The sequence below is a fragment of the Microbacterium tenebrionis genome (assembly GCF_020682665.1).
Taxonomy (GTDB): Bacteria; Actinomycetota; Actinomycetes; order Actinomycetales; family Microbacteriaceae; genus Microbacterium; species Microbacterium tenebrionis.
Genome location: NZ_JAGTTM010000001.1, coordinates 590,426 through 612,914, shown reverse-complemented (window position 1 = coordinate 612,914; position 22,489 = coordinate 590,426). Strand labels below are relative to the sequence as shown.

Sequence of the window (22,489 nt, the reverse complement as noted above, 5' to 3'; positions counted from 1 at the left end):
GATCGTGTCAAGTCTGATCACCCAGGTGAAGAGCAAGCTCTTCATCCACTCGTCGCAGAAGTCGATGCACGCCCTCGACGGCGCGTACGCGTCGCTCCTGCACGGCCGCAGCCTCGATTTCGAGGATCTGCGCCAGTACGAGTACGGCGATCAGATCCGCGACATCGACTGGCGTGCGACGGCCCGCCAGGGCGAACCGCTCGTCAAGCGCCACCGCGCGAACCGGATGCACACGATCTTGTTCGTCGTCGACACCGGGCTGTCGATGACCGCTCTCGCGCACGACGAGAAGCCCAAGAAGGACCTCGCGATCCTCGCCACCGGCGCCCTCGGCATCCTGGCGCTGCGCCACGGGAATGATTTCAGCGTCGTGCACGGCGACGCCGAGCGCATCCGCCGTCGTGCACCCGGACGCAGCGAAGGGGCCCTCGAGCATGCGCTGCGCACGCTCGACGACGCGATCACGACGGCATCCGCCCCCAGCGATCGCGACGCCCTGCTCGCCTTCGTCGCGCGCACGATCGCGCGCCGGTGCATCGTCGTGATCGTGACCGACGACGCACCCGTGACCGACGAGACCGAGCGGATGCTGCGCCGCCTGCGCGTGCAGCACGACGTGCTCTGGATCACCCTTCACGACGCCGATCCCGTCCTGGCAGGGCGGTCTCACGCGGCCAGGGCCGACGTCGATTCGCACTGGACGATCCCCGACTTCGTGCACGGAGACGCGGCCGTCCTCGACGAGGTCGCCGCCCACGCGCAGGCGGATGCCGCGCGGCGTGACGCCCTCCTCGACCGGCTGGAGATCAGCAGGGCCGCGCTCGACACGCAGGATGCCGCCGTGGGCGCACTGCTGCGCATGCTGAATCGGAGGGCGCATGTCCGCCCCTGACGAGCTCTACCCTCCCGTCCAGTACGGCTGGGGCTGGATCCTGCTCGCCGTCGGGATCATCGCGGTGCTGATCCTCGCCGGATGGCTCGTCGTGCTCCTGACCCGCCCGAGGCGCAGCATCACCGTCGTCGGAGCACCGCCGGTCACCCCGCCGACGAGCGACATGCTGTCTATGCTCCGAACGGAATACGCCACGGCGATCGACCGGATCGAGGCGGCCTTCCAGGCCGGAGTGATCGACGCCCGCGCGGCGAATCTCGAACTCAGCCGCTCCGTGCGCTCGTTCGTCAACGAGTACAGCGGCCTGGAGGCACCTGTTCTCGCCCTCGACGACCTCGTGCGGATGGGCGTCCGACCCGAGCTCGTCGATGCAATCGGCCGGCACTACTACCCGAGCATCTTCCAACGGGGCGCCGCCATCGATCCGCACGCCGGTGCCGAGGCCGCGCGGAAGGTGGTCTCGACATGGCACTAGCGAACGGGTGGGTGATCCTCATCGCGGCCGCGCTCGTCGTCGCGGCCATCGTGATCGGGCTGCTGATCGGTATCCGCCGCAGCGCACGGCACCGCGCGCAGGCAAGCGCACCGATCGCGCGGGCCGAGCGACTGCGCACACTGCCGTCGTTCCGACGGGCGGTGAACCGGCGAACGGCCGCTCTCGCCGGGATCCTGTCGCTGAGCGTCATCGCGGCGATCGTGGCCGGCGTCGTGGCGGCGCGCCCCCTGTCGTCGCAGACCATCCAGCCCGTGAACACCAGCCGCGACATCATGCTGTGCCTGGACGTCTCCGGTTCCATGAGCGACGTCGACGTCGAAGTGCTCAGCGTCTTCGAGGAGCTGCTGGACGGCTTCGAGGGCGAGCGGATCGGACTGACGATCTTCAACAGCTCCCCCGTGCAGGTGTTCCCGCTGACCGACGATTACGAGTTCATCCGCACGCATCTGCAGAGCATCCGAGAGAGCTTCGACTTCGTCGACGAGATCCCCGAGCACTGGGTCGGCACGCTCAACGGCCCCGGCGCGTCGCTCATCGGCGATGGCCTCGCCGCATGCGCCATGCGGTTCGACCATCAGGACGACGAGCGCAGCCGGTCGATCATCCTCGCCACCGACAACGAGCTCGCCGGAGCATCCATCGTCACCCTGCAGGAGGCGGCCGACTACGCGGCATCCACCGGCATCCGCGTGTTCGCGCTCAATCCCGTGCAGGGCGTGAACACGCAGCTCAGCGACGAGCTCGTCGCCGCGGTGCAGTCGACCGGCGGCGAGGCATACGGCCTGCGCGACACCACCACCGTCGCCGACATCATCGACGACGTACAGGAGCAGGACGCCACCGAACTGCGCGGTCAGGCGCAGGTGGTGCGGACCGACACCCCGAATGCGTGGATCGCCGTGCTGCTCGCGTTCGCGCTCGGCTTCGTCGTGCTGATGTGGAGGGTCAGACTGTGATCTTCCAACCCGTGCTCAACGTGTTCCTGCTGGTGCTGCTGTTCGCGCCGGCGTGGGCGCTCGCGGTGTGGATGCTGGTGCGCGGGGCGCGCGCATCCGGCGCTGGAGCGGGCTCCACGTCGTCGGCCGCCCCCTCGACGGGCGCCGGCGCAGGCTGGTGGGCGCTGCGCCTGGTCATGCTCCTCGCCTGCTTCCTGATGCTGCTGCGGCCGGGCATCCCCGGCGGCACGTCAGAGACCCTCGCGACGGACACCGACATCGTCATCGTGCTCGACACCACGGCGAGCATCGTGGCGGAGGACTGGGACGGCGATCGGCCGCGCCTCGAGGGGGTGCGCGCCGACGTCCAGTCGATCGTCGACGAGTACCCGGGGGCGCGCTTCGCGCTGATCACGTTCGACGCGACGGCCGAGCAGCGACTGCCGCTGACCACGGATGCCACGGCCCTCATGTCGTCGCTCGAGATCCTCCGCCCCGAGGTCACCTCGCAGTCGCGGGGCAGCTCGATCGGCATCGCCGCGGCCATGGCGCAGGAGACCCTCGCCGGAGCCGCGGAGCAGTCCCCGGAGCGTTCGCGGATGGTGTTCTACCTCGGCGACGGCGAGCAGACCGTCTCGAGCGACCCCGAGTCGTTCTCCGGCAGCGCCGCCTACGTCGACGGAGGATCCGTGCTCGGATACGGCACGACGGACGGCGGCCCGATGAAGGTCACCTCGGGCTCGTTCAGCGGGGATCAGGGCTACATCGAGTACCAGGGCGAACCGGCCATGTCGGTCATCGACGAGGCGAACCTGCAGACGGTCGCCGAGGAGCTGGGCGTGCCGCTGCAGGTGCGGGATGCCGCCACAGCGATCGACCTGCCGGCGGCCCCAGCGACCACGACGAACCACGCCGAGAGCGGTTCGGTCGGCAACGTCATCGAGCTGTACTGGGTGTTCGCGGGGCTGATCGCCCTGCTGCTGTGCGTCGAGATCGCGCGCGCCGCGATGCTCGTCGTGCAGTTGCGCGGCCTCGCGATCCGCGGGGGTGACGCATGACGATCACGACCACGCAGGCGCAGCAGGATGCCGCGGCGGCACTGCTGGCGGCGAACAGGCGGCGGCGCAGCATCCGCCGCTGGATCGCGCTCGGCTCCCTCCCGATGACGCTCGCGGCGATCCTGCTCGTCGGCAAGCTGCTGAGCATGTACGGGTTCGCGCATCAGGCGATCTCGACCTACGTCGCCGGCGACTACGCCGGATCGACCGCAGCGGCCCGGGGTCAGGAGCTGCTGAACTGGTTCGAGCCGTACAAGGCCCCGTACAACGTCGGCACGGCGCTCGCCGGTGCGGACGAACTGGACGCGGCCAGGGCGAAACTCGAAGAGGCTCTGCCCCTGGCATCCGGGCTGGAGGTCTGCGCCGTCCGGGTGAACCTAGCGCTCGTGATCGAAAGACAGGGCGATGCCGCGCGCGCGGACGGTGACGGCGAGGCGGCGGCGCAGCTGTACGGCGAAGCCCTCACGGTCACGGCCGAGACGCCCGCGGAGTGCAGCAGCGACGAGGCGGATGAGCAGTCTCCCGATCCGCAGCGCGACATGAGCGACACGCTCGACGACCTGGAGGACAGGCTGCAGGAGAAGCAGCAGGACCAGAACGGGCAGCCCGCTCCGCCCGAGGACGAGGGCGAGCAGGAGCAGCCGACCGGCCCGGATCAGGACAAGCTCGACGAGCTGCAGGACAAGCTCGAGCAGGGCGCCGAGGAGCGTCAGCAGAACGAGGACGGCGAGGACGGCCCCGGCGGCGGGACGGACAGGCCATGGTAGATCCGAAGCGCGCGCGCTACCTCACGGGTGCCGAAGGTGCACCGCCGGTTCCCCCGCCCGGCGGGTATCACGGCGCCCGGCGCACGGCGGCCGCAGCCCCCGCACCGATCGTCGGCACGGTCACGGAGACGACCGAGAAGCAGTCCGCCAACGCGATCGGCTGGATCGCCCTGGTCGCCGCGATCCTCTTCGCCCTCGTGCTGCTCGGCGCGCTGCTGGCCGGCGGCACCGACCTGCTGTACGGCGTGACGATGCTGACGCTGCAGCTGGTGGTGCTCGGGGTCGTCGTCGCGGCGCTGTGCACCTCGCGCGGCCGAGTGCTCGGCGCATCCGCCCTGGTCATCGTCCTGCTGCTCAACGTCGCGACCGTGGGAGCGGCGAGCGCGCTGCAGACCTCGGCATCCGGCAGCTACGGCGGCGAGAAGACCGCCGAGCAGAAGCACGAGGAGGCCTACCCCGGCGTCAAGGACCGATCGGCGGATGAGATCCTCCTGCAGCCGTCGCTCGAGGAGGTCAGGGAGCAGAGCGACGCGATGCTCGCCGAGATCCGTCGCCGCCTGAGCGACCGGTTCGGGTACACGTGGTCCGAGATCGGCCAGGAGGATCTGCGCCCCGAGCGCAACGGCTACGGAGGCGAGTCGATGCTCGTGCAGTACACCTCGGTGCCGTGGGCGACGAACGAGCCCATCCAGGACTACGACCGCAAGCTCGAGGTGATGGGCGTGATCGAAGAGGTGGTCACGCAGTACGACATGTACGGGCTGTACTGGTTCAACGATCCCTCCTCCAGCCTCGACGACACGATCCTGCAGAAGTTCTACGGGTCGAGCGACCCGCGCACCCAGCACACCTGGGAGTGGTACTCCGACAACTACCCCGACCCGCTGCGGTTCTACGCCGTCATCCACGACCTCTCGAACGATCCGGCGGACGAGTTGCGCGCCGAGCGTGAGGCCGAGAGCGCCGGGTCCGGCGAACCGCTCGAGGGACTGCAGATCTACTTCCTCGCCCCCGAGCTGCTCAGCGACGCCGACCGGGCCGAGTTCCAGGAGCGGATGCAGGAGTACCCGGGGTTCTGACAGCGGAGCCATTCGCGTCGGGCGCGACCGGTCAGGAAGCGAGCGACAGCCCCGCGGCGAGCGCGAAGCCGAGGACTGTGGCGAGCCCGGTCGACTCCTTCGCCTTGGACTGGGCGTCGGGCACCATCGAGTCCACGAGCATGACGAGAAGCGCACCGGCGGCGAAGCCGCTGGCTCCGGCGCGGAAGTCGGGGCCGACGGCATCCGCCAGGGCCGCACCCGCGACGGTCGCGAGCGCGCAGACCACGGCGACACCCGCCCACAGCCAGAACACCCGCGCACGCTTCATCCCGCCGTCCAGGAGATCGGCGGCCGAGCCGATCGACTCGGGCAGGTTCGAGACGACGATCGCGATGACGAGGGCGACGCTGACGCCCTCTCCGGATGCCAGGCCGATGCCGAGGACGAGCTGCTCCGGGATGCCGTCGAGCAGTGCGCCCACCGCGAGCGGGCCGCCCGCGCTCTTCTGTCCGGATGCCTGGCGCTCGACGATCCGGTCGGCGACGTAGTACGTCAGCGCGCCGGCCGCGACCCCGATGACGAGGGGGATGGGGCCGCCGAGGTCCAGGCCCTCCTCCCACAGCTCGAACGCGATGGACGCCATGAGGGCCCCTGCGCCGAAGCCCAGGACGATGCCGACCAGACGCTGCGGCCACGTCCGCAGCATCGCGAGCACGGCCCCGACGAGCAGGGGCGCAGCCGCGACGGCTCCCCACAGGATCGCCTCTCCCATGCACTCACCCTAGCCCCGGCATCCGTCCGCCGGCATCGGGCCTACGGCAGCAGCCCCGCGATCGCCGGTTTGAATCCGAGCCGCGGGTTCGCGCAGCATCCGCCTCGGCAGACGTCGAACCACGGTCCGAGCTCCGTCTCGTTGAGGCGCCGTTCGACCGGGATTCCGGCGATCCGTTCGCGGACGAGGTCGACCAGGGCGCTGACGAAGGCGGGATGGGTGCCGGGCGTCGGCGTCCGCACGAACCACAGATCGTGCTCGTCGGCGGTCTCGCGCGCCTCGGTGTCGAGGTCCCACATGACCTCCATGTGGTCGCTCACAAACCCCAGCGGCACGACGATCACGGCGGTGCGCGCGTCCAGAGCCTCGATCGCGTCGTTGATGTCGGGCTCGAGCCACGGCTGCGTGGGCGGGCCGGATCGCGACTGGAACACGAGCTGCCACGAGATCCCTGGGGCCGCCTTGGCGATCACCTCGCGCGCGACGGCCAGATGCTGCGCGACGTAGCCGCCGCCGTCGACGCCCGCGAACGTCTCGCCGCCGGAGAGCGCGGCATCCTCGGTCGGGATGCTGTGCGTCGAGAACAGCACCTCGATCGCGTCGTCCGCGTGACCGGCCTCTCGCGCCCCGGCGAGCGCATCGCGCAGCCCGTCGACGAACGGGCGGATGAAGCCGGGATGCGAGAAGTACTGGCGCACCTTGTCGATCTGCAGGCTCTGCTGCAGGCCCGCGGCCTCCAGCGCATCGGCCCAGTCCTCTCGGTACTGCCGGCACGACGAGTACGACGAGTACGCGCTCGTCGGAATGGCGATCATCGTGCGGATGCCGTCGGCGGCGGCCTCGGTCAGCGCCTCGTCCAGGTACGGCGCCCAGTTGCGGTTGCCCCAGTACACGGGCAGGTCGATGCCCTCGTCTGCGAGCGCCGCGCGCAGCGCCTGCAGCAGCTCGCGGTTCTGCTGGTTGATCGGGCTCACGCCGTCGAAGTGCCGGTAGTGGTGGGCGACCTGCTCGAGCCGCTCGTCCGGGATGCCGCGGCCCCGGGTGACGTTGCGCAGGAACGGCAGCACGTCGTCCTGACCCTCAGGTCCCCCGAACCCCGACAACAGGATGGCGTCGTAGGGCATCGGGACCGCGGTGTGCTCGGGACCCGCGCTGGTGGCCCTCGTGGCGGAGGGGACGAGCGCCCCCTCCGCCCGATATGCCCCAGTGGCGGCGGCGGGTTTGGTCTCCCGCCGCTGGCTCGTGCTCTCGTCGCGCTGGTTCATCGTGCTCGCTCCTTCTCGCCCGTACCGGCATCCGCGGCGGGGCCCGCCTGGTCCGCCTTCTCCGTCTGCTCCGCCTCGCGCAGGATGCTCGCGGCCATGCCGTTGAAGATGATCCCGTGGAACGGCAGCAGCACCAGCCAGTACAGCCGGCCGCTGAGCCCCTTGGGGAAGTACACGGCCCGTTGGCGGTAGGTGCTCCCGCCCTCGGCGGGCTCCACCCCGAGCTCCAGCCAGCCGCGCCCCGGCATCCGCATCTCGGCACGCAGCCGCAGCATCCGCCCGCGCTCGATGGACTCCACGCGCCACACGTCGATGACGTCTCCGCTGTTCACCCGCGAGGGATTGCGCCGGCCGCGGCGCATCCCCACCCCGCCGACGAGCCGGTCGATCCATCCGCGAGCAGCCCACGCGAGCGGGAACGAGTGCCAGCCCTTCTCGCCGCCGATCGCCTCGATGACGTTCCACACCGCTCCCGGTGACGCGACGCTGCGGCGCTCCCGCAGATCGGTGAAGACCGTGTGCCCGGCCCAGTCGGGGTCGCTGGGCAGCGGGTCGCTCGGAGCGCCGGGAACCGTCGCGCTCTGCCAGCTCGTCTCGACCTCGCCGTCGGCTTCGCGGCGCAGCGCGAGGCGCACGGCCGTGCGATACGGCAGCAGCCCCTCCTTCGGCGGCGGGATCACCTGGTCGATGTCGTGCTCGCGCACGACGCAGTCGTTCTGCAGCGACGCGATGATGGGCACCGCGATCTGGCGCGGGATGGGGCTCACCAGGCTCACCCACTGGGAGGCGAGCCAGGGCGTGAGGACGGGGAGGGCTGCGATGTGCCGCTGCGGCAGGCCCGCCTCGACCGCGTAGCCGTTCATCATCTGCCCGTAGCGGAGCACGTCGGGCCCGCCGATGTCGAAGGTCCGGTTGAGGTCGCCATCCACGCCGACTGCGTGCACCAGGTACCGCAGCACGTCGCGGACGGCGATGGGCTGCACCCGATTGCGCACCCAGCGGGGAGCCGGCATGTACGGCAGCACCTCGGTGAGGTGGCGGATCATCTCGAAGGATGCCGAGCCGGAACCGATCACGATCCCGGCCTGGAACACGATCGCAGGCACCGGGCTGGCGAGCAGCACGCGGCCGACGTCGGCCCGCGACGCCAGGTGCTCGGACAGGTCGTCGGTGTCGGGGTGCAGCCCGCCCAGATAGACCAGGCGGCGGACACCGGCCGCTGCGGCGGCATCCGCGAAGGTCTCGGCGGTCTGCTTCTCGGCCTTCCGGAAGCCCCGCCCTGCGCTCATCGCGTGCACGAGGTAGAAGGCGACGTCGACGCCGTTCATCGCCCGCCGGGTCGCGACGGGGTCGGCCAGGTCGCCCGAGAACACCTTCACGCGGCTGCGCCATGGCACGTCCCGCAGCTTCCACGCCGACCTCACGTACACGCTGACGTCGTACCCGGCATCCAGCAGCTGCGGCACGAGGCGGCCGCCGATGTATCCGGTGGCTCCGGTGACGAGTACGCGGGTCATGCGAAGAGTCCTTCCGTCCAGCACAGGATCAGCAGCATCGTGATGCCGAATCCCACGGCGTAGTTGATGACGAGGAAGCGGCGCCAGGCACGATTGGCCGACGCCGACCGACCGTCGTCGATGTTCAGATACGGCGCGACGATCGCGATGTACGGCAGCACGGCGAGCGCCGCCAGGTTCGCCGGCCACGGCGCGAACAGCATGAGCAGGCCTGCGACGAGCCAGAGCCCGACGGCGATCCGCACCGTCGCAGCGGCGCCGAGCGCGGTCGCGATGGAACCGATCCCGGCATCTCGATCGGGGACGATGTCCTGGACTGCGCCGAACGCGTGACTGGCCATGCCCCAGCAGAAGAACGCGATCAGCGTGAGGATGAGCGCAGGCGTGAGCGTCGTGCCGGCGAGCGCTGCGGCGTAGAGCGCCGGGGAGACGAAGTGCGTGCTCGAGGTGATCGAGTCGACGACGGGGATCTCCTTGAAGCGGAGGCCGGGTACCGAGTAGGCGAGCACGGCGAACAGGCTCACGGCGAGGACGACCCACGACACCGGCCGGCCGGCTCCGAGGACGACGAGCGCGACCACGAACGCCCCGCCCAGGACGGCCGACGCCCACAGCGTCGCCCGGTGCAGGGAGGGAGGGAGCTTCGCCCCCTCGGCTCCGCCCTTGCGGGGATTGGCGAGATCGGATTCGTAGTCGAACACGTCGTTGACGCCGTACATCGCGAGGTTGTACGGCACGAGGAAGAACAGCGTGCCGACGACGAAGGCGGCGTCGATGGTGCCGGTCGTCAGCAGGTAGACGGCGGCGAAGGGGTAGGCCGTGTTGATCCAGCTCAGCGGCCGCGACGCGACGAGCAGGGTCCGGACCGCGTTCTCAGGCATCCGCCCTCCTCTGCGGTTCGCGCTCGCCGCCGAGCAACCGCCAGACACCGGCGAGCAGGAGGGAGCCGGCGATCGGGTAGAGGAAGTCCTCGACGGGCATGAGAGCGAGGCGGATGCCGGAGATGCCGTCCTCGCGATAGTCGAAGAAGCCGGCGGCGATCATGATGTTGTCGAACACCGCGGTCAGGACGACGAGCACGACCGTCGCCGCAGCCCAGGACGAGAAGTACGCCCGGACAGCACCGGTGCGATGCGCGGCGGCTGCCCCGATGAGGAACACGACGATGCCGACGGCGAGGAACGGCAGCGACAGCAGGAGGTACGTCATCGTGAACCCTCCCTGGTGCGCAGGCGCTGCCAGCCGCTCAGCAGGATCAGCGTGAGGTAGCTGAGGAAGACGAGGAACAGCAGCTCCTCCACGGGGAACTCCGGCGCCAGGAGCAGGCCGGTCGCCCAGTGCGAGTCGACGTGGCGGAAGACGCCGAGGGAGATGCCTGCGGCATCCCACGCGATGAAGAAGAGCAGTCCGATGACGAGGGCGGCAACGCCCGCGAGCGGACGCCGCCGGAAGACCAGCGCGTAGCGCAGGTCGAGCAGCACGAGACACGCCGTGCTGACCACCAGCGCGGCCCCGTAGACGAGGTTCATCGCACCTCCGCGCCCGATGTCCCAGGCTCCGCGGGCGTCGCCAGCGGGCCGGGGCCATGGTCGCCCCGCACATGCTTGAGCACGAGTTCGGCGCTGATCAGGCACATCGGCAGGCCGACCCCCGGGACCGTCGTCGCACCGGTGTAGAAGAGCCCGTCCACGCGACGCGAACGGGTCACGCCGCGGAAGAACGCGCTCTGCGCGAGCGTGTGCGCCGGCCCCAGCGCGCTGCCCCGGAAGCTGTTGAACTGCGCCGCGAAGTCGGCGGGTCCGACGGTGCGGCGCACGACGATGCGTGAGGCGAGATCGGGGATGCCCGCCCACTCGGCGATCTGCGCGATCGCGGCATCCGCGACGGCGTTCACGGCGGTATCGCCCTCCGTGCCGATCCCACCGTGCCCGATACCCACGTCCGGCGGCAGCGGGACGAGCACGAACAGGTTCTCCGCGCCGGCGGGCGCGACGTCGTCGTCGGTGGCGCTCGGCCGGCAGACGTAGATCGAGGGCGTCTGCGGCACCCGCGGGGACGCCCCGAAGATCGCGTCGAAGTTGTCGTGCCAGTCGTCGGAGAAGAACAGCGTGTGGTGCAGGAGTTCGGGCAGCGGCCCGTCGATGCCGAGCATGACGAGCACGGCGCCCGGTCCCGAGACCTGGGCGTCCCAGCGGCCTGCGGGATACGAGCGGTCGGAGGGAGCCAGCAGCACGGTCTCGGTGTGGTGCTCGTCGATCGCCGAGACGATGATGTCGGCCTCCAGCCGCTGCGTCCGGCCGCACCGCTCGACCTCGACGGCTCGTGCCCGCCCGTCCTCGCTGATGATCGCCGTGACGTCGTTGCCGGTGAGGATCTCGACGCCGTTCTCGCGGGCGAGCGCGGTGAGCGAGGCGACGAAGGCGCGGAACCCGCCGCGCGGATGCTGCACCCCGTCGACGAGGTCCATGTGGCTCATCAGGTGGTACAGCGCCGGAGCGTCGAACGGCGAGGTGCCGAGGAACACCGCGGGGTAGCCGAGGATCTTCCGCAGCATCGGGTCGCGGAACCGCCGCGCGACGAACGACCACAGCGACCGGGACAGCAGCGGGACGACGGCGGGGACGGAGGCGAGCACCGCAGGAGATGCGAAGTCGCGCCATGAGGAGAACGGGTTGTAGAGGAAGGAGCGCACCGCCGCCCGGTACGTCTTCGACGCGGAGGCGAGATAGCGGCGGGCACGGATGCCGGCGCCGCGCTCGCGGCTCTCGAACAGTGCGCCGGTGGCGTCGACCCCCGTGCTCACGTCGACGGGTGCCTGGGGGTCGTTGTGCCGGGGCTCGCCGTAGACGCGGTAGCCGGGCTGCAGCGGAACGAGGTCGAGCTGCTCGGCCGTCGTCGTGCCGAGCATCCGGTAGAAGTGCTCGAACACCTCGGGCATGAGGTACCACGACGGTCCGGTGTCGAAGGTGAAGCCGTCCTGCTCCCAGGCCCCCGCCCGCCCGCCGAGATCGGGGTTCTTCTCGAGCACGGTGACACGGTGACCGTCGCGCGCGAGCAGACAGGCGGTGGCGAGGCCGCTCACGCCGCCACCGATGACGATGACGCGGGATGCCGGTCGCGCCGCTCGCCTGCCGCGAGCGCCCCTTCCCGTCCTCACGCTCCAGCCGCCTTCATGGCCAGGGCGCGCGCCAGGATGCGGGCCTTGACGGATGTCGGAACGCTCACCCGCGTGCGCATGAGGGTCGCCGCCGGGGCCGAGTCGATGCGGTCGGCGAGTTCGCCGAACATCGTCTTCGCGGCCCAGACCGCGGGCCGGCATCCCGCCGTCAGTAGAGGGATCGCCTCGTCGGCGGCCTGCAGATCAGCACGGATGGAACGGATGATCTCTCCCTTCGCCTCGTCGGTGAGCGCTGTCGATGTGCCGGGGAAGTAGGTGCGACCGAGCTGATCGTGATCCTCGGCGAAGTCGCGCAGGAAGTTGACCTTCTGGAACGCCGCACCCAGGCGACGGGCGCCGGAGGCGAGCTGCTCGCGCGCGGCCGCCTCGCGGGTCGCGCCCGCCTCGAACACGGCCAGGCACATGAGTCCGACGACCTCGGCCGAGCCGTGGATGTACTCATCCAGTCCTGCAGCATCGAGAGCCGAGGTGTCGAGGTCCCGGCGCATGGAGGCGAAGAACGGTCGGCACAGGTCCATGCCGATGCCGTGCGCGCGGGCGGTCAGCGCGAACGCGTGCACGACGAGATTGGTGCTGAAGCCGAGAGACAGGGCGCGCTCGGTGTCGGCCTCGAGTTCGTCGAGCAGGATGCCCCGGGTCGCGGCATCCACCCCGACGCTCTCGGCCGGGCCGTCGACGAGCTCGTCCGCGAGCCGGACCAGCGCGTAGACGTGGGCGATGTCGTCGCGCATGGCCGCGGGCAGGAGCCTGCTCGACCATCCGAACGAGGTCGAGTAGCGCCGGATGACCGTCGCGGCGCTGACGTCCGCGGTCGCGTTGTAGAGGTCGATGCCCGCGGCTCTCATGCGTCCCTCGAACCGCACGCCCGGGTGATCGCGGCGAGTCGCTCGCGGAGGGCGTCGGGCAGCTCCGCCTCCGCGATCAGTCGATGGACCTCGTCGCAGCGCCCGGCGATGACGGATTCCACGATCGCGAGTGCGCCGGATTCCCTGACCACCTGCCGCAGGCGCTCCCCGCCCGCCTCGTCCAGCTGCGCGTCGCCGAACAGCGGCTCGACCTCGGACCAGCGGGGGGCGGAGCGCGCATACGCGATCAGCAGCGTCTCCTTGCCCTCGCGCAGATCGCTCACCGTCGACTTGCCCGTGCGCCCTTCGTCTCCGAAGAGGCCGAGCACGTCATCGCGCAGCTGATAGACCACGCCGATCCGCCGGGCGATCCCGGTGAGTTCGGCGATGACGGACGGCGCTGCGCCGGCGAGGATCGCCGCGAGCACGAGCGGCGCCTGGAACGAGTACGCGGCGGTCTTCTGCTCCATCATCGACAGCACCTCGTCGGGGCCGGCGGGCTCGAGGTGCATGCTCAGCCACACGTCGCGGTGCTCTCCGGCTGCGCTCTCGTGCACGGCGTCCTCGAACGCGTCCAGCAGCGCGTGCCGGCGCTCGGCATCGACATCGATGCGGGCGAGGAGCGAGTGGGCCCTCGTGAGCATGAGGTCGCCGGCGAGGATCGAGGATGCTTCGCCCCAGGCGCGCGCGTCGTCGTGGCTCGCGCCGAGCATCACGGCATCCATTGCGAACGCCCCCGTGATGTTCAGCTCGCCACGTCGGGTCAGATCACGATCGATCACGTCGTCGTGGATGACGAACGCCAGGTGGAGGAGCTCGACCGCGCACGCGGCATCCATCGCCGCCCGCTCATCGGACCCGCCCAGGGCCGCGTAGGCGTCCAGCAGGAGGCGGGGACGGAGCTTCTTCCCGCCCGCCGTCATGGCCGCGAGCGTGCTCCACAGGCGTTCGAACGCAACCGAGGACGACGGGGCACGGCGCGTCGCGGCAGTCAGCGCCTCGCGCAGTCGCTCGTTCAACGCGGTCTCGTCGGACGTGTTCTCATCGAACGCGGTGCGCTCGATCGTGCGCTCAGACATGGGCGCCCGCCGTGGTCGTCGCCGTCAGGTGCGGCGCGAGATCCGCGAGGTGCGCCACGAGCCAAGGGCTGAAGGCCCAGGGAGCGGCGCCCACCGCCGCCACGAGATCCGCCGGATCCACCCAGCGGAACTCGGCCACCTCGTCGGGATTCGGTTCCACGGCGGAGACCGCTCGGGCGACGAAGACGGGGCAGAACTCGTTCTCCTGGATGCCGGACGCATCCCGCGCCGAGTAGCCGAAGTCCGGCAGAGCGCAGACGATTCCTGCAACCCCGAGCCCCAGTTCGAAAGCGGCGCGGCGACGGACGGCGTCCTCCATGCTCTCCCCCGGCGCCGGATGACCGCACACGGAGTTCGTCCACACGCCCGGCCAGGTGCGCTTGCTCAGCGCCCTGCGCGTGACGAGCAGACGCCCTTCCGCATCGATGACGTGGCACGAGAAGGCCAGGTGGCGCGGGGTGGACTCGCCGTGCACGGTCTGCTTGTCGTGCATCCCGATCGGTGCACCGGCGTCATCGACGAGAACGACCATCTCCACCTCGACACCGCCTTCCTCGACTCCCATTTTTTTAGCCAAGCGAGAAGTATGCCAAGCGTAACAGTTATGATGGGATCGCGCACCGTCGACAGAGAGAAGTCGATGAGAGGCAGCAGCGCAGAAGGGGGCGGCGATGCAGTACTTCTCGCGCGACTCCGACCTCGGCCACCGCTCCGACCTCACGGCTCAGGATATCGAGCAGTGCTATCGCGTGCTCGAGGCGCTGCGCGAATGGCAGGTCGCATCCCGAGCGCTCGCCGAAGCGTCCAAGCGGTACATGAAGCTCAACGAGAGCGACATGCGCGCCATCCGCATGATCATCCGCGCCACCGAGAGCGGCGAGATCGTCACGCCCAAGGACGTCGCGCACGAGGTCGGCATCTCCAGCGCCTCGACGACCAAGCTCGTCGACCGGCTCGTCGCCGGCGGGCATCTCGTGCGCGTCCCGCATCCCCACGACCGCCGCACCACATGCCTCGAGGTCACCGAGAGCACCCGGCTCTCCGCCCATGAAACGATCGGCCGGCAGCACGCCAGACGCTTCTCGGCGGCGGCATCCCTCAGCGCGGACGACCGCGAGGCCGTGATCCGCTTCCTCGAGGCGCTCACCGACGCCGACACCCCTCAGGGCGAGCTCGCCTCGGGATGACGCGACCGCGTCGCGGCATCCCGACGCCGGACCCGCGCGCACGGCGCCCGACCCCGCGTCATCCCACCAAGTCGCCGTGCCGCGCGCCGATAGACTGGAGGGCATGTCCAAGGTCCTGCAGTCCCTCCCCGTCGGCGAGCGCGTCGGCATCGCATTCTCCGGAGGTCTCGACACCTCTGTGGCGGTCGCGTGGATGCGCGACAAGGGCGCTGTCCCCTATACCTACACCGGCGACCTCGGGCAGTACGACGAGGACGACATCGCCTCGATCCCGGGCCGCGCGCTCGAATACGGCGCCGAGGCCTCGCGCCTGATCGACGCGAAGACCGCGCTGGTCGAAGAGGGCTTCGTCGCACTGCAGTGCGGTGCGTTCCATATCCGTTCCGGCGGCAAGACCTACTTCAACACCACGCCGCTCGGCCGCGCCGTCACCGGCACGATGCTCGTGCGCGCCATGAAGGAGGACGGCGTCGACATCTGGGGCGACGGCTCCACGTACAAGGGCAATGACATCGAGCGGTTCTACCGCTACGGGCTGCTCGCCAACCCGCGCCTGCGCGTGTACAAGCCGTGGCTCGACGCCGACTTCGTCACCGAGCTCGGCGGTCGCCAGGAGATGAGCGAGTGGCTCGTCGCACACGGCTTCCCATACCGCGACTCGGCCGAGAAGGCGTACTCGACGGATGCCAACATCTGGGGCGCCACGCACGAGGCGAAGACCCTCGAGCACCTGAACGTCTCGCTCGAGACCGTCGACCCGATCATGGGCGTGAAGTTCTGGGACCCGTCCGTCGCCATCGAGACCGAGGACGTCACGGTCACATTCGAGGCTGGCCGCCCCGTCGCCATCAACGGCGTCGAGTACTCCGACCCTGTGGCCCTGGTCATGGAGGCCAACACGATCGGCGGACGCCACGGCCTGGGCATGAGCGACCAGATCGAGAACCGCATCATCGAGGCGAAGTCCCGCGGCATCTACGAGGCCCCGGCCATGGCGCTGCTGTTCATCGCGTACGAGCGCCTGGTCAACGGCATCCTGAACGAAGACACCCTCGCGACCTATCACGAGCAGGGCCGGCGCCTGGGCCGCCTGATGTACGAGGGACGCTGGCTCGAGCCGCAGTCGCTCATGCTGCGCGAGTCGATCCAGCGCTGGGTCGGGTCGACGATCTCGGGCTCGGTCACGATCCGCCTGCGCCGCGGCGACGACTGGACGATCCTCGACACGGTCTCCCCCAACCTGTCGTACGGCCCCGAGAAGCTCTCGATGGAGCGTGTGGGCGACGCCGCCTTCGGTCCCGTCGACCGCATCGGGCAGCTCACGATGCGCAACCTCGACATCGCGGACTCGCGCGCCCGTCTCGAGCAGTACGCGGGCCTCGGGCTCGTGGGCGGCGCGACGGGCGAACTCGTCGGACGCGTGACGGCGGGCGAGGCATCCGAGATCACGGGTGCGGTGGAGGAGAACGACGAGGCCCTCGCCGAGGCCGTGGATGCCGCATCCGAGGGTGCGGCGTTCGATTCCGGCACCGACTGACCCCCACGGTACGAGGAGGGCGGGTGCTTCGGCATCCGCCCTCTTCTGTGTGATCGTCAGCCCGCTTCGGCTTCCCCTTCCCTCGCTGAGAATTCACCGAACTATGTTGCACATCACTGTGCAACATAGTTATCCTTGAACCATGACCCGTTCGCTTCGTTCCGACGCGCTCGCGAATCGCGCCGGCATCCTCGATGCCGCGCGCAGCACCCTCGCACTCGACCCGCACGCGAGCGTGGACGTCATCGCCCGCAGCGCGGGACTGAGCCGGCGCACCCTCTACGGCCACTTCGGCGACCGCGACGCCCTGATCCGCGAGCTGATCAGCACGGGAGCGCAGCGGTTCAACGCGATCGCCGAGTCGGTCGCAGACGCCGACGCCTGCATCGCCCTCGCCCGGCTCACCGCGCGCCTGTGGCAGGAAGCCGCGCACGTGCAGTTCGCCGCCGCGCTCGCCCTCGACGAGGCCCACGTCGAGCACACCGCCGCCGCTCTCGCGCCCCTGCGCAGAGCCGTCGCGCAGCTCGTGCAGCGCGGCCAGGACGATGGCAGCTTCCGCACCGACATGGCGGCGCCCACACTCTCGCGCCTCATCGAGGAGGTCGCGCGCACTGTCGTCGCCCGCACCGACGCTTCCAGCGTGCGTGCAGCGAGCCTCGCTGTCCGCACGGTGCTGAGCATCGCCGGACTGTCGTGGCGCGAGACCGACAGTCTTCTCACCGCCCACCCCGACGTCACGGAGACACCCGCGTGAGCGACCCGACCATCGACGCCAAGCCGAATGCCTGGAGCGTCTACCGCCGCGACCTCGGCCGGCTGGCCCGCGTCAGCAAGGCCTGGATCATCATCATCGGCGTCATCGTCACCCCGTCGCTGTATGCGTGGTTCAACATCGTCGCTTTCTGGGACCCGTACTCGAACACGCAGCAGGTGAGCGTCGCCATCGTCAACCAGGATGCGGGTGCATCCTCCGACCTCACGGGTCACATCGACGTCGGCGGCGAGCTCGTCGACCAGCTGAAGCGTAACGACCAGCTCGGCTGGCAGTTCGTCGACGAGGACGATGCGATGGATGCCGTGCGCAGCGGTCGCAGCTACGCCGCGATCATCATCCCGCCCGACTTCAGCCGGGACTTCCTGAGCATCACCACCGGCGAGTTCACCCGCCCAGAGCTGAAGTACTTCGTCAACGAGAAGGCGAACGCGATCGCGCCGAAGATCACCGACGTCGGCGCCTCGACACTCGACCGCCAGATCAACAGCACGTTCGTGTCGACGGTCGCAGAGGCGATCAGCGAGCAGCTGAAGGATGCGGGTCTGAGCGCAGAAGACCGCCTCAGCGACGCTCGAGACTCGACGGTCAGCGCACTCGACGACGCGACCGGGAAGGTCTCGTCGGCGCGCGACCGGCTCGTGGAGCTGCAGGCGGGCCTCGACGATGCCGCAAACGGCATAGACCGGGCATCCGGGACGCTCGGCAAGGTCGACCGCACACTCGGCGAGGTGCAGACCGCCGTCGGCCAGGCGCAGAAGATCGCCGCCGAGGCGCAGCAGGAGCTGCTCACCGTGACCGACAGCGTGACCTCGGCCTACGTCTCGGGCTCGACGCTGATCGCCGAGGCCGCCGCGAAGATGAACGGCTCGATCGCCACCCTCGCCGCGGGCCTGCAGCAGGCGAACGTGGCCGTCGGCACGACCGTCGACGACCTGACCGCCGTGATCGAGTCCAACGCCACGGCTCTCGACGAGCTGCAGGCCGTGCTCGACGGCACAGAGCCCGGCTCGCCCGCCGCAGAGCGCCTGGGCGCTGCGATCGACGCGCTGAGAGAGCGCAACGCCGCCGACCAGCAGGTGCTGAGCCAGCTCGAGCAGCTCAACACCGACGTCTCGAACACCATCACCTCTGTCACGAAGGCGGCAGACAGCGTGAACGGCGCGGTCGGTCAGGCAGCCAGCTCGGCGACGGCCATCCGCGACGCGCTCACGCACAGCGTGCCGCAGCTGAACCGCGCGATGTCGCAGCTCTCGTCGAGCGCTGACGCCTTCTCGTCGGCGCTCGGCGCGCAGCGCACCCAGGTCGAGCAGGCGCGGAGCCTGCTCGACGGCCTCAGGACCCAGCTCGCCGGCACCTCCGACGCGCTCACCGCTCTCGACGGCGACCTCGCCGCGGCGGAGGGTGGGCTCGGCACCGTGCGCACCGACGTGCTCGCCCTCGGCTCGGCCGAGATCTGGAACAAGCTCAGCACCATCACCGGGCTCGAACCCGATGCGATCGCCCGATTCATGGCCTCGCCCGTCGAGGTGGACACGAACGTGATGTTCCCGACGGCCGCCTACGGCTCGGCGATGGCCGCGCTCTTCACCAACCTCTCGCTCTGGATCGGCGCGTTCGTGCTCATGGTGATCATGCGCGTCGAGGTCGACACCGAGGGCGTCGAGGGCATCACCGTGCGACAGGCGTACATCGGCCGCTGGCTCCTGTTCGCGACGATCGTGATCTTCCAGGCCGCGCTGGTCACCATCGGCAACCTCGTGATCGGCGTGCAGACGGCGAATGCGCTCGCATATGTCGGCACAGGCATACTCATCGGACTGGCGTACCTCAGCATCATCTACGCACTGTCGGTGTGCTTCGGGATCGTCGGCAAGGGCCTGTGCATCCTGCTGGTGATCTTCCAGATCCCCGGCGCCTCGGGTCTGTATCCGATCGAGATGATGCCCGACTTCTTCCGCGGGCTGTACCCGTTCCTTCCGTTCACGTACGGCATCGACGCGATGCGCGAGACGATCAGCGGCTTCTACGGCCTGCACTGGTGGCGCTTCATGGGCGCGCTGTCGATCTTCGTCGCCCTGGCCTGGATCCTCGGGATCTTCCTGCGTGGCCGCCTGAGCAACTTCGCCCTGCTCTTCAACCGCCGTCTCGCCGAGAGCCAGCTCATGGTCAGCGAGGAGGTGCAGGTCACAGGTCGCCGTCGCACCCCGGAGATCATCCGCGCCCTCACGGACGGCGACGGCTTCCGCGCTGACGTCGCCGGGCGGGCGCAGCGCTTCGGCGAGCACTATCCCACGCGGCTGCGCCTGACGCTGCTCATCGGCGCCGCCGGTCTCGTGGTGCTCGCGCTGTGCGGCTGGCTGATCCCGGATGCCAAGGCGGTCGTGCTGGGCCTCGCCGCCCTCTGGTGCCTGCTGCTCATCGGCTTCGTCGTCACGCTGGAGTACATCAGGCAGAGCATCGAGCAGGCCGCCGAGATCGGCGCGATGCCGGATGCGGAGCTGCGCCGTGCCCTGTCGATGGATGACTCTGCGAAGGGCAAGGTGCTCACGGATGGCGATGGGACCGCGCCCGTGGGGGCCGCGACCTCGGCGTCGGCCGCGGCAGCCGGTGTCTCCGCCACCGATCCGGTCGACGCCACCGATCCGGACGACGCCACCGATCCGGGCGACGCCGCCGATCCGGACGACGCTGCCGTCGCCTTCGACGAGCTGTTCGCGCACGAGGAGGCGACGCCGGAAACCGAGGACCCGGCTGCAGAAGACCCTGCCTCCGAGGCGGTGGACGCCGCTCCCAGGCATCCGGAACCCGAACCGGAGCCGACTACCGCCACCGACACGCCGCACGAGAAGGAGGGCGACAAGTGAGCCACGTCATCGCCGTCATGCGCCACGATATCCGCCGCGCGACCAGCAGCGTCATGGCCATCATCGTGCTGTTCGGGCTCGTCGTCATCCCATCGCTGTTCACCTGGTTCAACGTCATCGCCAGCTGGAACCCGTTCGACAACGCCCGCAACCTGACCGTGGCCGTCGCGAACACGGACGACGGATATCAGAGCGATCTCGTGCCGATCCGGCTCAACGTCGGCGAGCAGGTCGTGTCGGCGCTGCGCGCCAACGACGATCTGAACTGGGTCATCACCACCGAAGAGGACGCTGTCGACGGCACCCGCTCGGGCGAGTACTACGCCGCGATCGTGCTTCCGCCGACCTTCAGCGCCGACATGATGACCTTCTACACGAGTGGCGCCGACCGAACGCGCATCGACTACTACCTCAACGAGAAGAAGAACGCCCTCGCGCCGAAGGTCACCGACCGGGGCGCGAGCGAGGTGTCGACGAGCATCAACGAGGTGTTCACCGAGACTCTCGGCGAGGCGGGCATGAACATCCTCACCTCTCTCTCCGACTACCTCGACGACGCCGACACCCAGGCCGCGCTGTCGAAACTGCAGGCGCGTGTCGACTCGGTCGCGGCTCAGCTGCGCGCAGGGGCGTCGACCGCAGACATGTTCGGCTCGCTGATCGCATCGAGCAGGCCGCTGGTCGACAGCGCCTCGGGTCTCATCACCGGATCCGGCGACGCTCTGCGAGACGCAGGAGGGGCGCTCGGCGGCGGGAAGGACGCGGCCGCGTCACTGAAGAAGGTGCTCTCGTCGTCGACCTCTGCGCTCGGCGACGCCCTGGCCCAGACCTCCGCCGGCTACCAGGGCGTGTCAGACAGCATCGACGAGGTCTACGCCGCGATGGACTCGCAGTCGGCGAGCGCCGCCGGCACCATCGGCTCCCTCGCCGACCGGGTGCAGGTGCAGATCGACCAGCAGCAGGAATTGCGCGACGGACTCGTGAACGATGTGCGTCCGCAGCTGCCCGAGAGCCTGCTCGACGCCTTCGATGCCTCGGTGTCGCGCATCGACGCCGCCATCGCCCGTCAGCAGGCGCTGCAGGATCGCCTGGACGAGGCCGCCTCCCAGGTGATGGATTCGAGCGAGTCGAGCCAGGCGACCCGCGACGAGATCAAGAAGCTCACCGCTCAGGCGAAGGCCGCCGTCGACGATGCGCGGATCTCATACACCGACGGTCTGCAGCCTAAGCTCGACGCGCTCGCGTCGACGCTCTCGAGCATCGGCGGCGGAATCGACTCGATCTCAGGCGACCTGACATCGGCCGCGAACTCGCTCACCGGCTCGTCGTCGACCGGTTCGGCCCTGGCGGATGCCCAGAAGCTGACCACCGGCATCTCGGATTCGCTCACCGACACGGCCGACCGCTTCGCGCAGCTCAGCGCGGCGCTGACCACCGCGATCGACACGGGCGATCTCAGTGAGCTGACCGACGTGATCGGCGCAGACCCGCGAGCGCTCGCGATGCACCTCGCCGAGCCGGTCGAGCTGACCCGCATACCGGTGTACTCGGTCGTGAGCTTCGGCGCCGCCATGACGCCGCTCTACACCGTGCTCGCCCTCTGGGTCGGAGCGCTGCTCACCTCGGTCGCGATTCGCGTCGACCCGCCCCGGGACGGATCAACCGGACTTCCCGACCTCTCCCCCGCCGAGACCTATCTCGGACGGTTCGGTATCTTCGCGCTCGTCGCCTTCCTGCAGAGCACGCTCGTGTGCCTCGGCAGCGTGTTCTTCACGCAGGTGCAGCCGGAGCATCCGTTCCTGCTCATCCTCGCCGGATGGGTTGCTGGTCTGGTGTTCACCCTGATCATCTACACGCTGGTGGTGACCTTCGGCAACGCCGGGAAGGCACTCGCGGTGCTGCTGCTGGTGATGCAGATCTCCAGCTCCGGCGGCGCCTACCCGCTGCAGGTGCTGCCGCAATGGTTCCAGAACGTCAGTCCGTTCCTGCCTGCCACTCACGCTGTGAGCGCGATGCGCTCCGCCATCGCGGGCATCTACCAGAACGACTACTGGGTCTCGCTGGGCTGGTTGGCTGCATTCGCCGTGCCCGCGCTTCTGCTCGGTCTGGTGCTGCGTCTGCCGCTCATAGGCTTCAACCGGAAGCTGCTGAGCGCTCTGGAATCCACCAAGCTCATGTGAGCGCTCCGCACGACGCACACGCATTCGGATAGGCTTCCAACGCGCGTCCCCGAAGCGCGCCGGGGGTTCGGCAGGTTCGAATCCCGCGATCGATCTTGAAAG

The 22,489-nt window shown here is 69.6% G+C and carries 21 protein-coding genes; 11 read left to right on the top strand and 10 right to left on the bottom strand.

What is annotated here, in order from left to right; all coding sequences use genetic code 11:
* Positions 1 to 4 precede the first annotated feature (4 nt).
* From KEC56_RS03055 to KEC56_RS03030, 6 genes are read left to right on the top strand one after another with little or no spacing between them, the layout of a single operon-like run.
* Entirely contained in the window at positions 5 to 892 is an 888-nt protein-coding gene (locus KEC56_RS03055) for a DUF58 domain-containing protein (RefSeq protein ID WP_227529755.1), read from the top strand.
* Complete coding sequence (locus KEC56_RS03050; RefSeq protein ID WP_227529754.1) at positions 879 to 1,367, top strand: hypothetical protein; 489 nt, start codon at positions 879 to 881, stop codon at positions 1,365 to 1,367. Before KEC56_RS03055 ends, KEC56_RS03050 begins: the two co-directional genes overlap by 14 nt.
* On the top strand, positions 1,358 to 2,344 hold the full coding sequence (locus KEC56_RS03045; protein WP_227529753.1) for a VWA domain-containing protein: 987 nt from the start codon (positions 1,358 to 1,360) through the stop codon (positions 2,342 to 2,344). The genes KEC56_RS03050 and KEC56_RS03045 overlap by 10 nt, the downstream gene beginning before the upstream one ends.
* Positions 2,341 to 3,381: a vWA domain-containing protein gene (locus KEC56_RS03040; protein WP_227529752.1), complete on the top strand. Its 1,041-nt coding sequence runs from the start codon at positions 2,341 to 2,343 to the stop codon at positions 3,379 to 3,381. Before KEC56_RS03045 ends, KEC56_RS03040 begins: the two co-directional genes overlap by 4 nt.
* The gene (locus tag KEC56_RS03035) at positions 3,378 to 4,148 is read left to right on the top strand and encodes a hypothetical protein (protein ID WP_175988932.1); all 771 of its coding nucleotides are present in this window, start codon (positions 3,378 to 3,380) and stop codon (positions 4,146 to 4,148) included. Before KEC56_RS03040 ends, KEC56_RS03035 begins: the two co-directional genes overlap by 4 nt.
* Positions 4,142 to 5,227, top strand: coding sequence for an LppA family lipoprotein (locus KEC56_RS03030; RefSeq protein WP_227529751.1), 1,086 nt, complete (start codon positions 4,142 to 4,144; stop codon positions 5,225 to 5,227). Before KEC56_RS03035 ends, KEC56_RS03030 begins: the two co-directional genes overlap by 7 nt.
* A 31-nt stretch (positions 5,228 to 5,258) precedes the next feature.
* Here the strand turns inward: KEC56_RS03030 and KEC56_RS03025 are convergent, their stop codons facing one another.
* From KEC56_RS03025 to idi, 10 genes are read right to left on the bottom strand one after another with little or no spacing between them, the layout of a single operon-like run.
* Positions 5,259 to 5,960, bottom strand: coding sequence for a ZIP family metal transporter (locus KEC56_RS03025; protein ID WP_227529750.1), 702 nt, complete (start codon positions 5,958 to 5,960; stop codon positions 5,259 to 5,261).
* A 41-nt stretch (positions 5,961 to 6,001) separates the two neighbouring features.
* A complete protein-coding gene (locus KEC56_RS03020) occupies positions 6,002 to 7,225 on the bottom strand; it encodes a ferrochelatase (RefSeq protein WP_227529749.1) in 1,224 nt (407 codons plus the stop codon).
* Positions 7,222 to 8,742 carry an SDR family oxidoreductase gene (locus tag KEC56_RS03015; protein ID WP_227529748.1) on the bottom strand — a complete coding sequence of 507 codons (1,521 nt, stop codon included), beginning with the start codon at positions 8,740 to 8,742 and terminating at the stop codon, positions 7,222 to 7,224. Before KEC56_RS03015 ends, KEC56_RS03020 begins: the two co-directional genes overlap by 4 nt.
* Entirely contained in the window at positions 8,739 to 9,623 is an 885-nt protein-coding gene (locus KEC56_RS03010; protein WP_175988946.1) for a prenyltransferase, read from the bottom strand. Before KEC56_RS03010 ends, KEC56_RS03015 begins: the two co-directional genes overlap by 4 nt.
* Complete coding sequence (locus KEC56_RS03005) at positions 9,616 to 9,951, bottom strand: lycopene cyclase domain-containing protein (protein ID WP_227529747.1); 336 nt, start codon at positions 9,949 to 9,951, stop codon at positions 9,616 to 9,618. The genes KEC56_RS03010 and KEC56_RS03005 overlap by 8 nt, the downstream gene beginning before the upstream one ends.
* The gene (locus tag KEC56_RS03000; protein ID WP_227529746.1) at positions 9,948 to 10,271 is read right to left on the bottom strand and encodes a lycopene cyclase domain-containing protein; all 324 of its coding nucleotides are present in this window, start codon (positions 10,269 to 10,271) and stop codon (positions 9,948 to 9,950) included. The genes KEC56_RS03005 and KEC56_RS03000 overlap by 4 nt, the downstream gene beginning before the upstream one ends.
* Positions 10,268 to 11,899, bottom strand: a complete 1,632-nt coding sequence (crtI, locus tag KEC56_RS02995; protein WP_227529745.1) for a phytoene desaturase family protein — start codon at positions 11,897 to 11,899, stop codon at positions 10,268 to 10,270. The genes KEC56_RS03000 and crtI overlap by 4 nt, the downstream gene beginning before the upstream one ends.
* A complete protein-coding gene (locus tag KEC56_RS02990) occupies positions 11,896 to 12,765 on the bottom strand; it encodes a phytoene/squalene synthase family protein (RefSeq protein ID WP_227529744.1) in 870 nt (289 codons plus the stop codon). The genes crtI and KEC56_RS02990 overlap by 4 nt, the downstream gene beginning before the upstream one ends.
* Positions 12,762 to 13,844 carry a polyprenyl synthetase family protein gene (locus KEC56_RS02985; protein WP_227529743.1) on the bottom strand — a complete coding sequence of 361 codons (1,083 nt, stop codon included), beginning with the start codon at positions 13,842 to 13,844 and terminating at the stop codon, positions 12,762 to 12,764. The genes KEC56_RS02990 and KEC56_RS02985 overlap by 4 nt, the downstream gene beginning before the upstream one ends.
* The gene (idi, locus tag KEC56_RS02980) at positions 13,837 to 14,409 is read right to left on the bottom strand and encodes an isopentenyl-diphosphate Delta-isomerase (protein WP_227529742.1); all 573 of its coding nucleotides are present in this window, start codon (positions 14,407 to 14,409) and stop codon (positions 13,837 to 13,839) included. Before idi ends, KEC56_RS02985 begins: the two co-directional genes overlap by 8 nt.
* A gap of 106 nt (positions 14,410 to 14,515) precedes the next feature.
* Between idi and KEC56_RS02975 the strand changes: the two genes are divergently transcribed.
* The 5 genes from KEC56_RS02975 to KEC56_RS02955 all read left to right on the top strand — a co-directional run bounded on the left by KEC56_RS02975 (position 14,516) and on the right by KEC56_RS02955 (position 22,387).
* Positions 14,516 to 15,031 (top strand): MarR family winged helix-turn-helix transcriptional regulator, encoded by a 516-nt coding sequence (locus KEC56_RS02975; RefSeq protein WP_227529741.1) that lies wholly within the window; start codon positions 14,516 to 14,518, stop codon positions 15,029 to 15,031.
* A gap of 103 nt (positions 15,032 to 15,134) precedes the next feature.
* Positions 15,135 to 16,568, top strand: coding sequence for an argininosuccinate synthase (gene argG, locus KEC56_RS02970; protein WP_227529740.1), 1,434 nt, complete (start codon positions 15,135 to 15,137; stop codon positions 16,566 to 16,568).
* Between the two features lie 142 nt (positions 16,569 to 16,710).
* A complete protein-coding gene (locus tag KEC56_RS02965) occupies positions 16,711 to 17,322 on the top strand; it encodes a TetR/AcrR family transcriptional regulator (protein ID WP_227529739.1) in 612 nt (203 codons plus the stop codon).
* Positions 17,319 to 20,207, top strand: a complete 2,889-nt coding sequence (locus KEC56_RS02960) for a YhgE/Pip domain-containing protein (protein ID WP_227529738.1) — start codon at positions 17,319 to 17,321, stop codon at positions 20,205 to 20,207. The genes KEC56_RS02965 and KEC56_RS02960 overlap by 4 nt, the downstream gene beginning before the upstream one ends.
* Positions 20,204 to 22,387 carry a YhgE/Pip domain-containing protein gene (locus KEC56_RS02955; protein ID WP_227529737.1) on the top strand — a complete coding sequence of 728 codons (2,184 nt, stop codon included), beginning with the start codon at positions 20,204 to 20,206 and terminating at the stop codon, positions 22,385 to 22,387. Before KEC56_RS02960 ends, KEC56_RS02955 begins: the two co-directional genes overlap by 4 nt.
* Positions 22,388 to 22,489 lie beyond the last annotated feature (102 nt).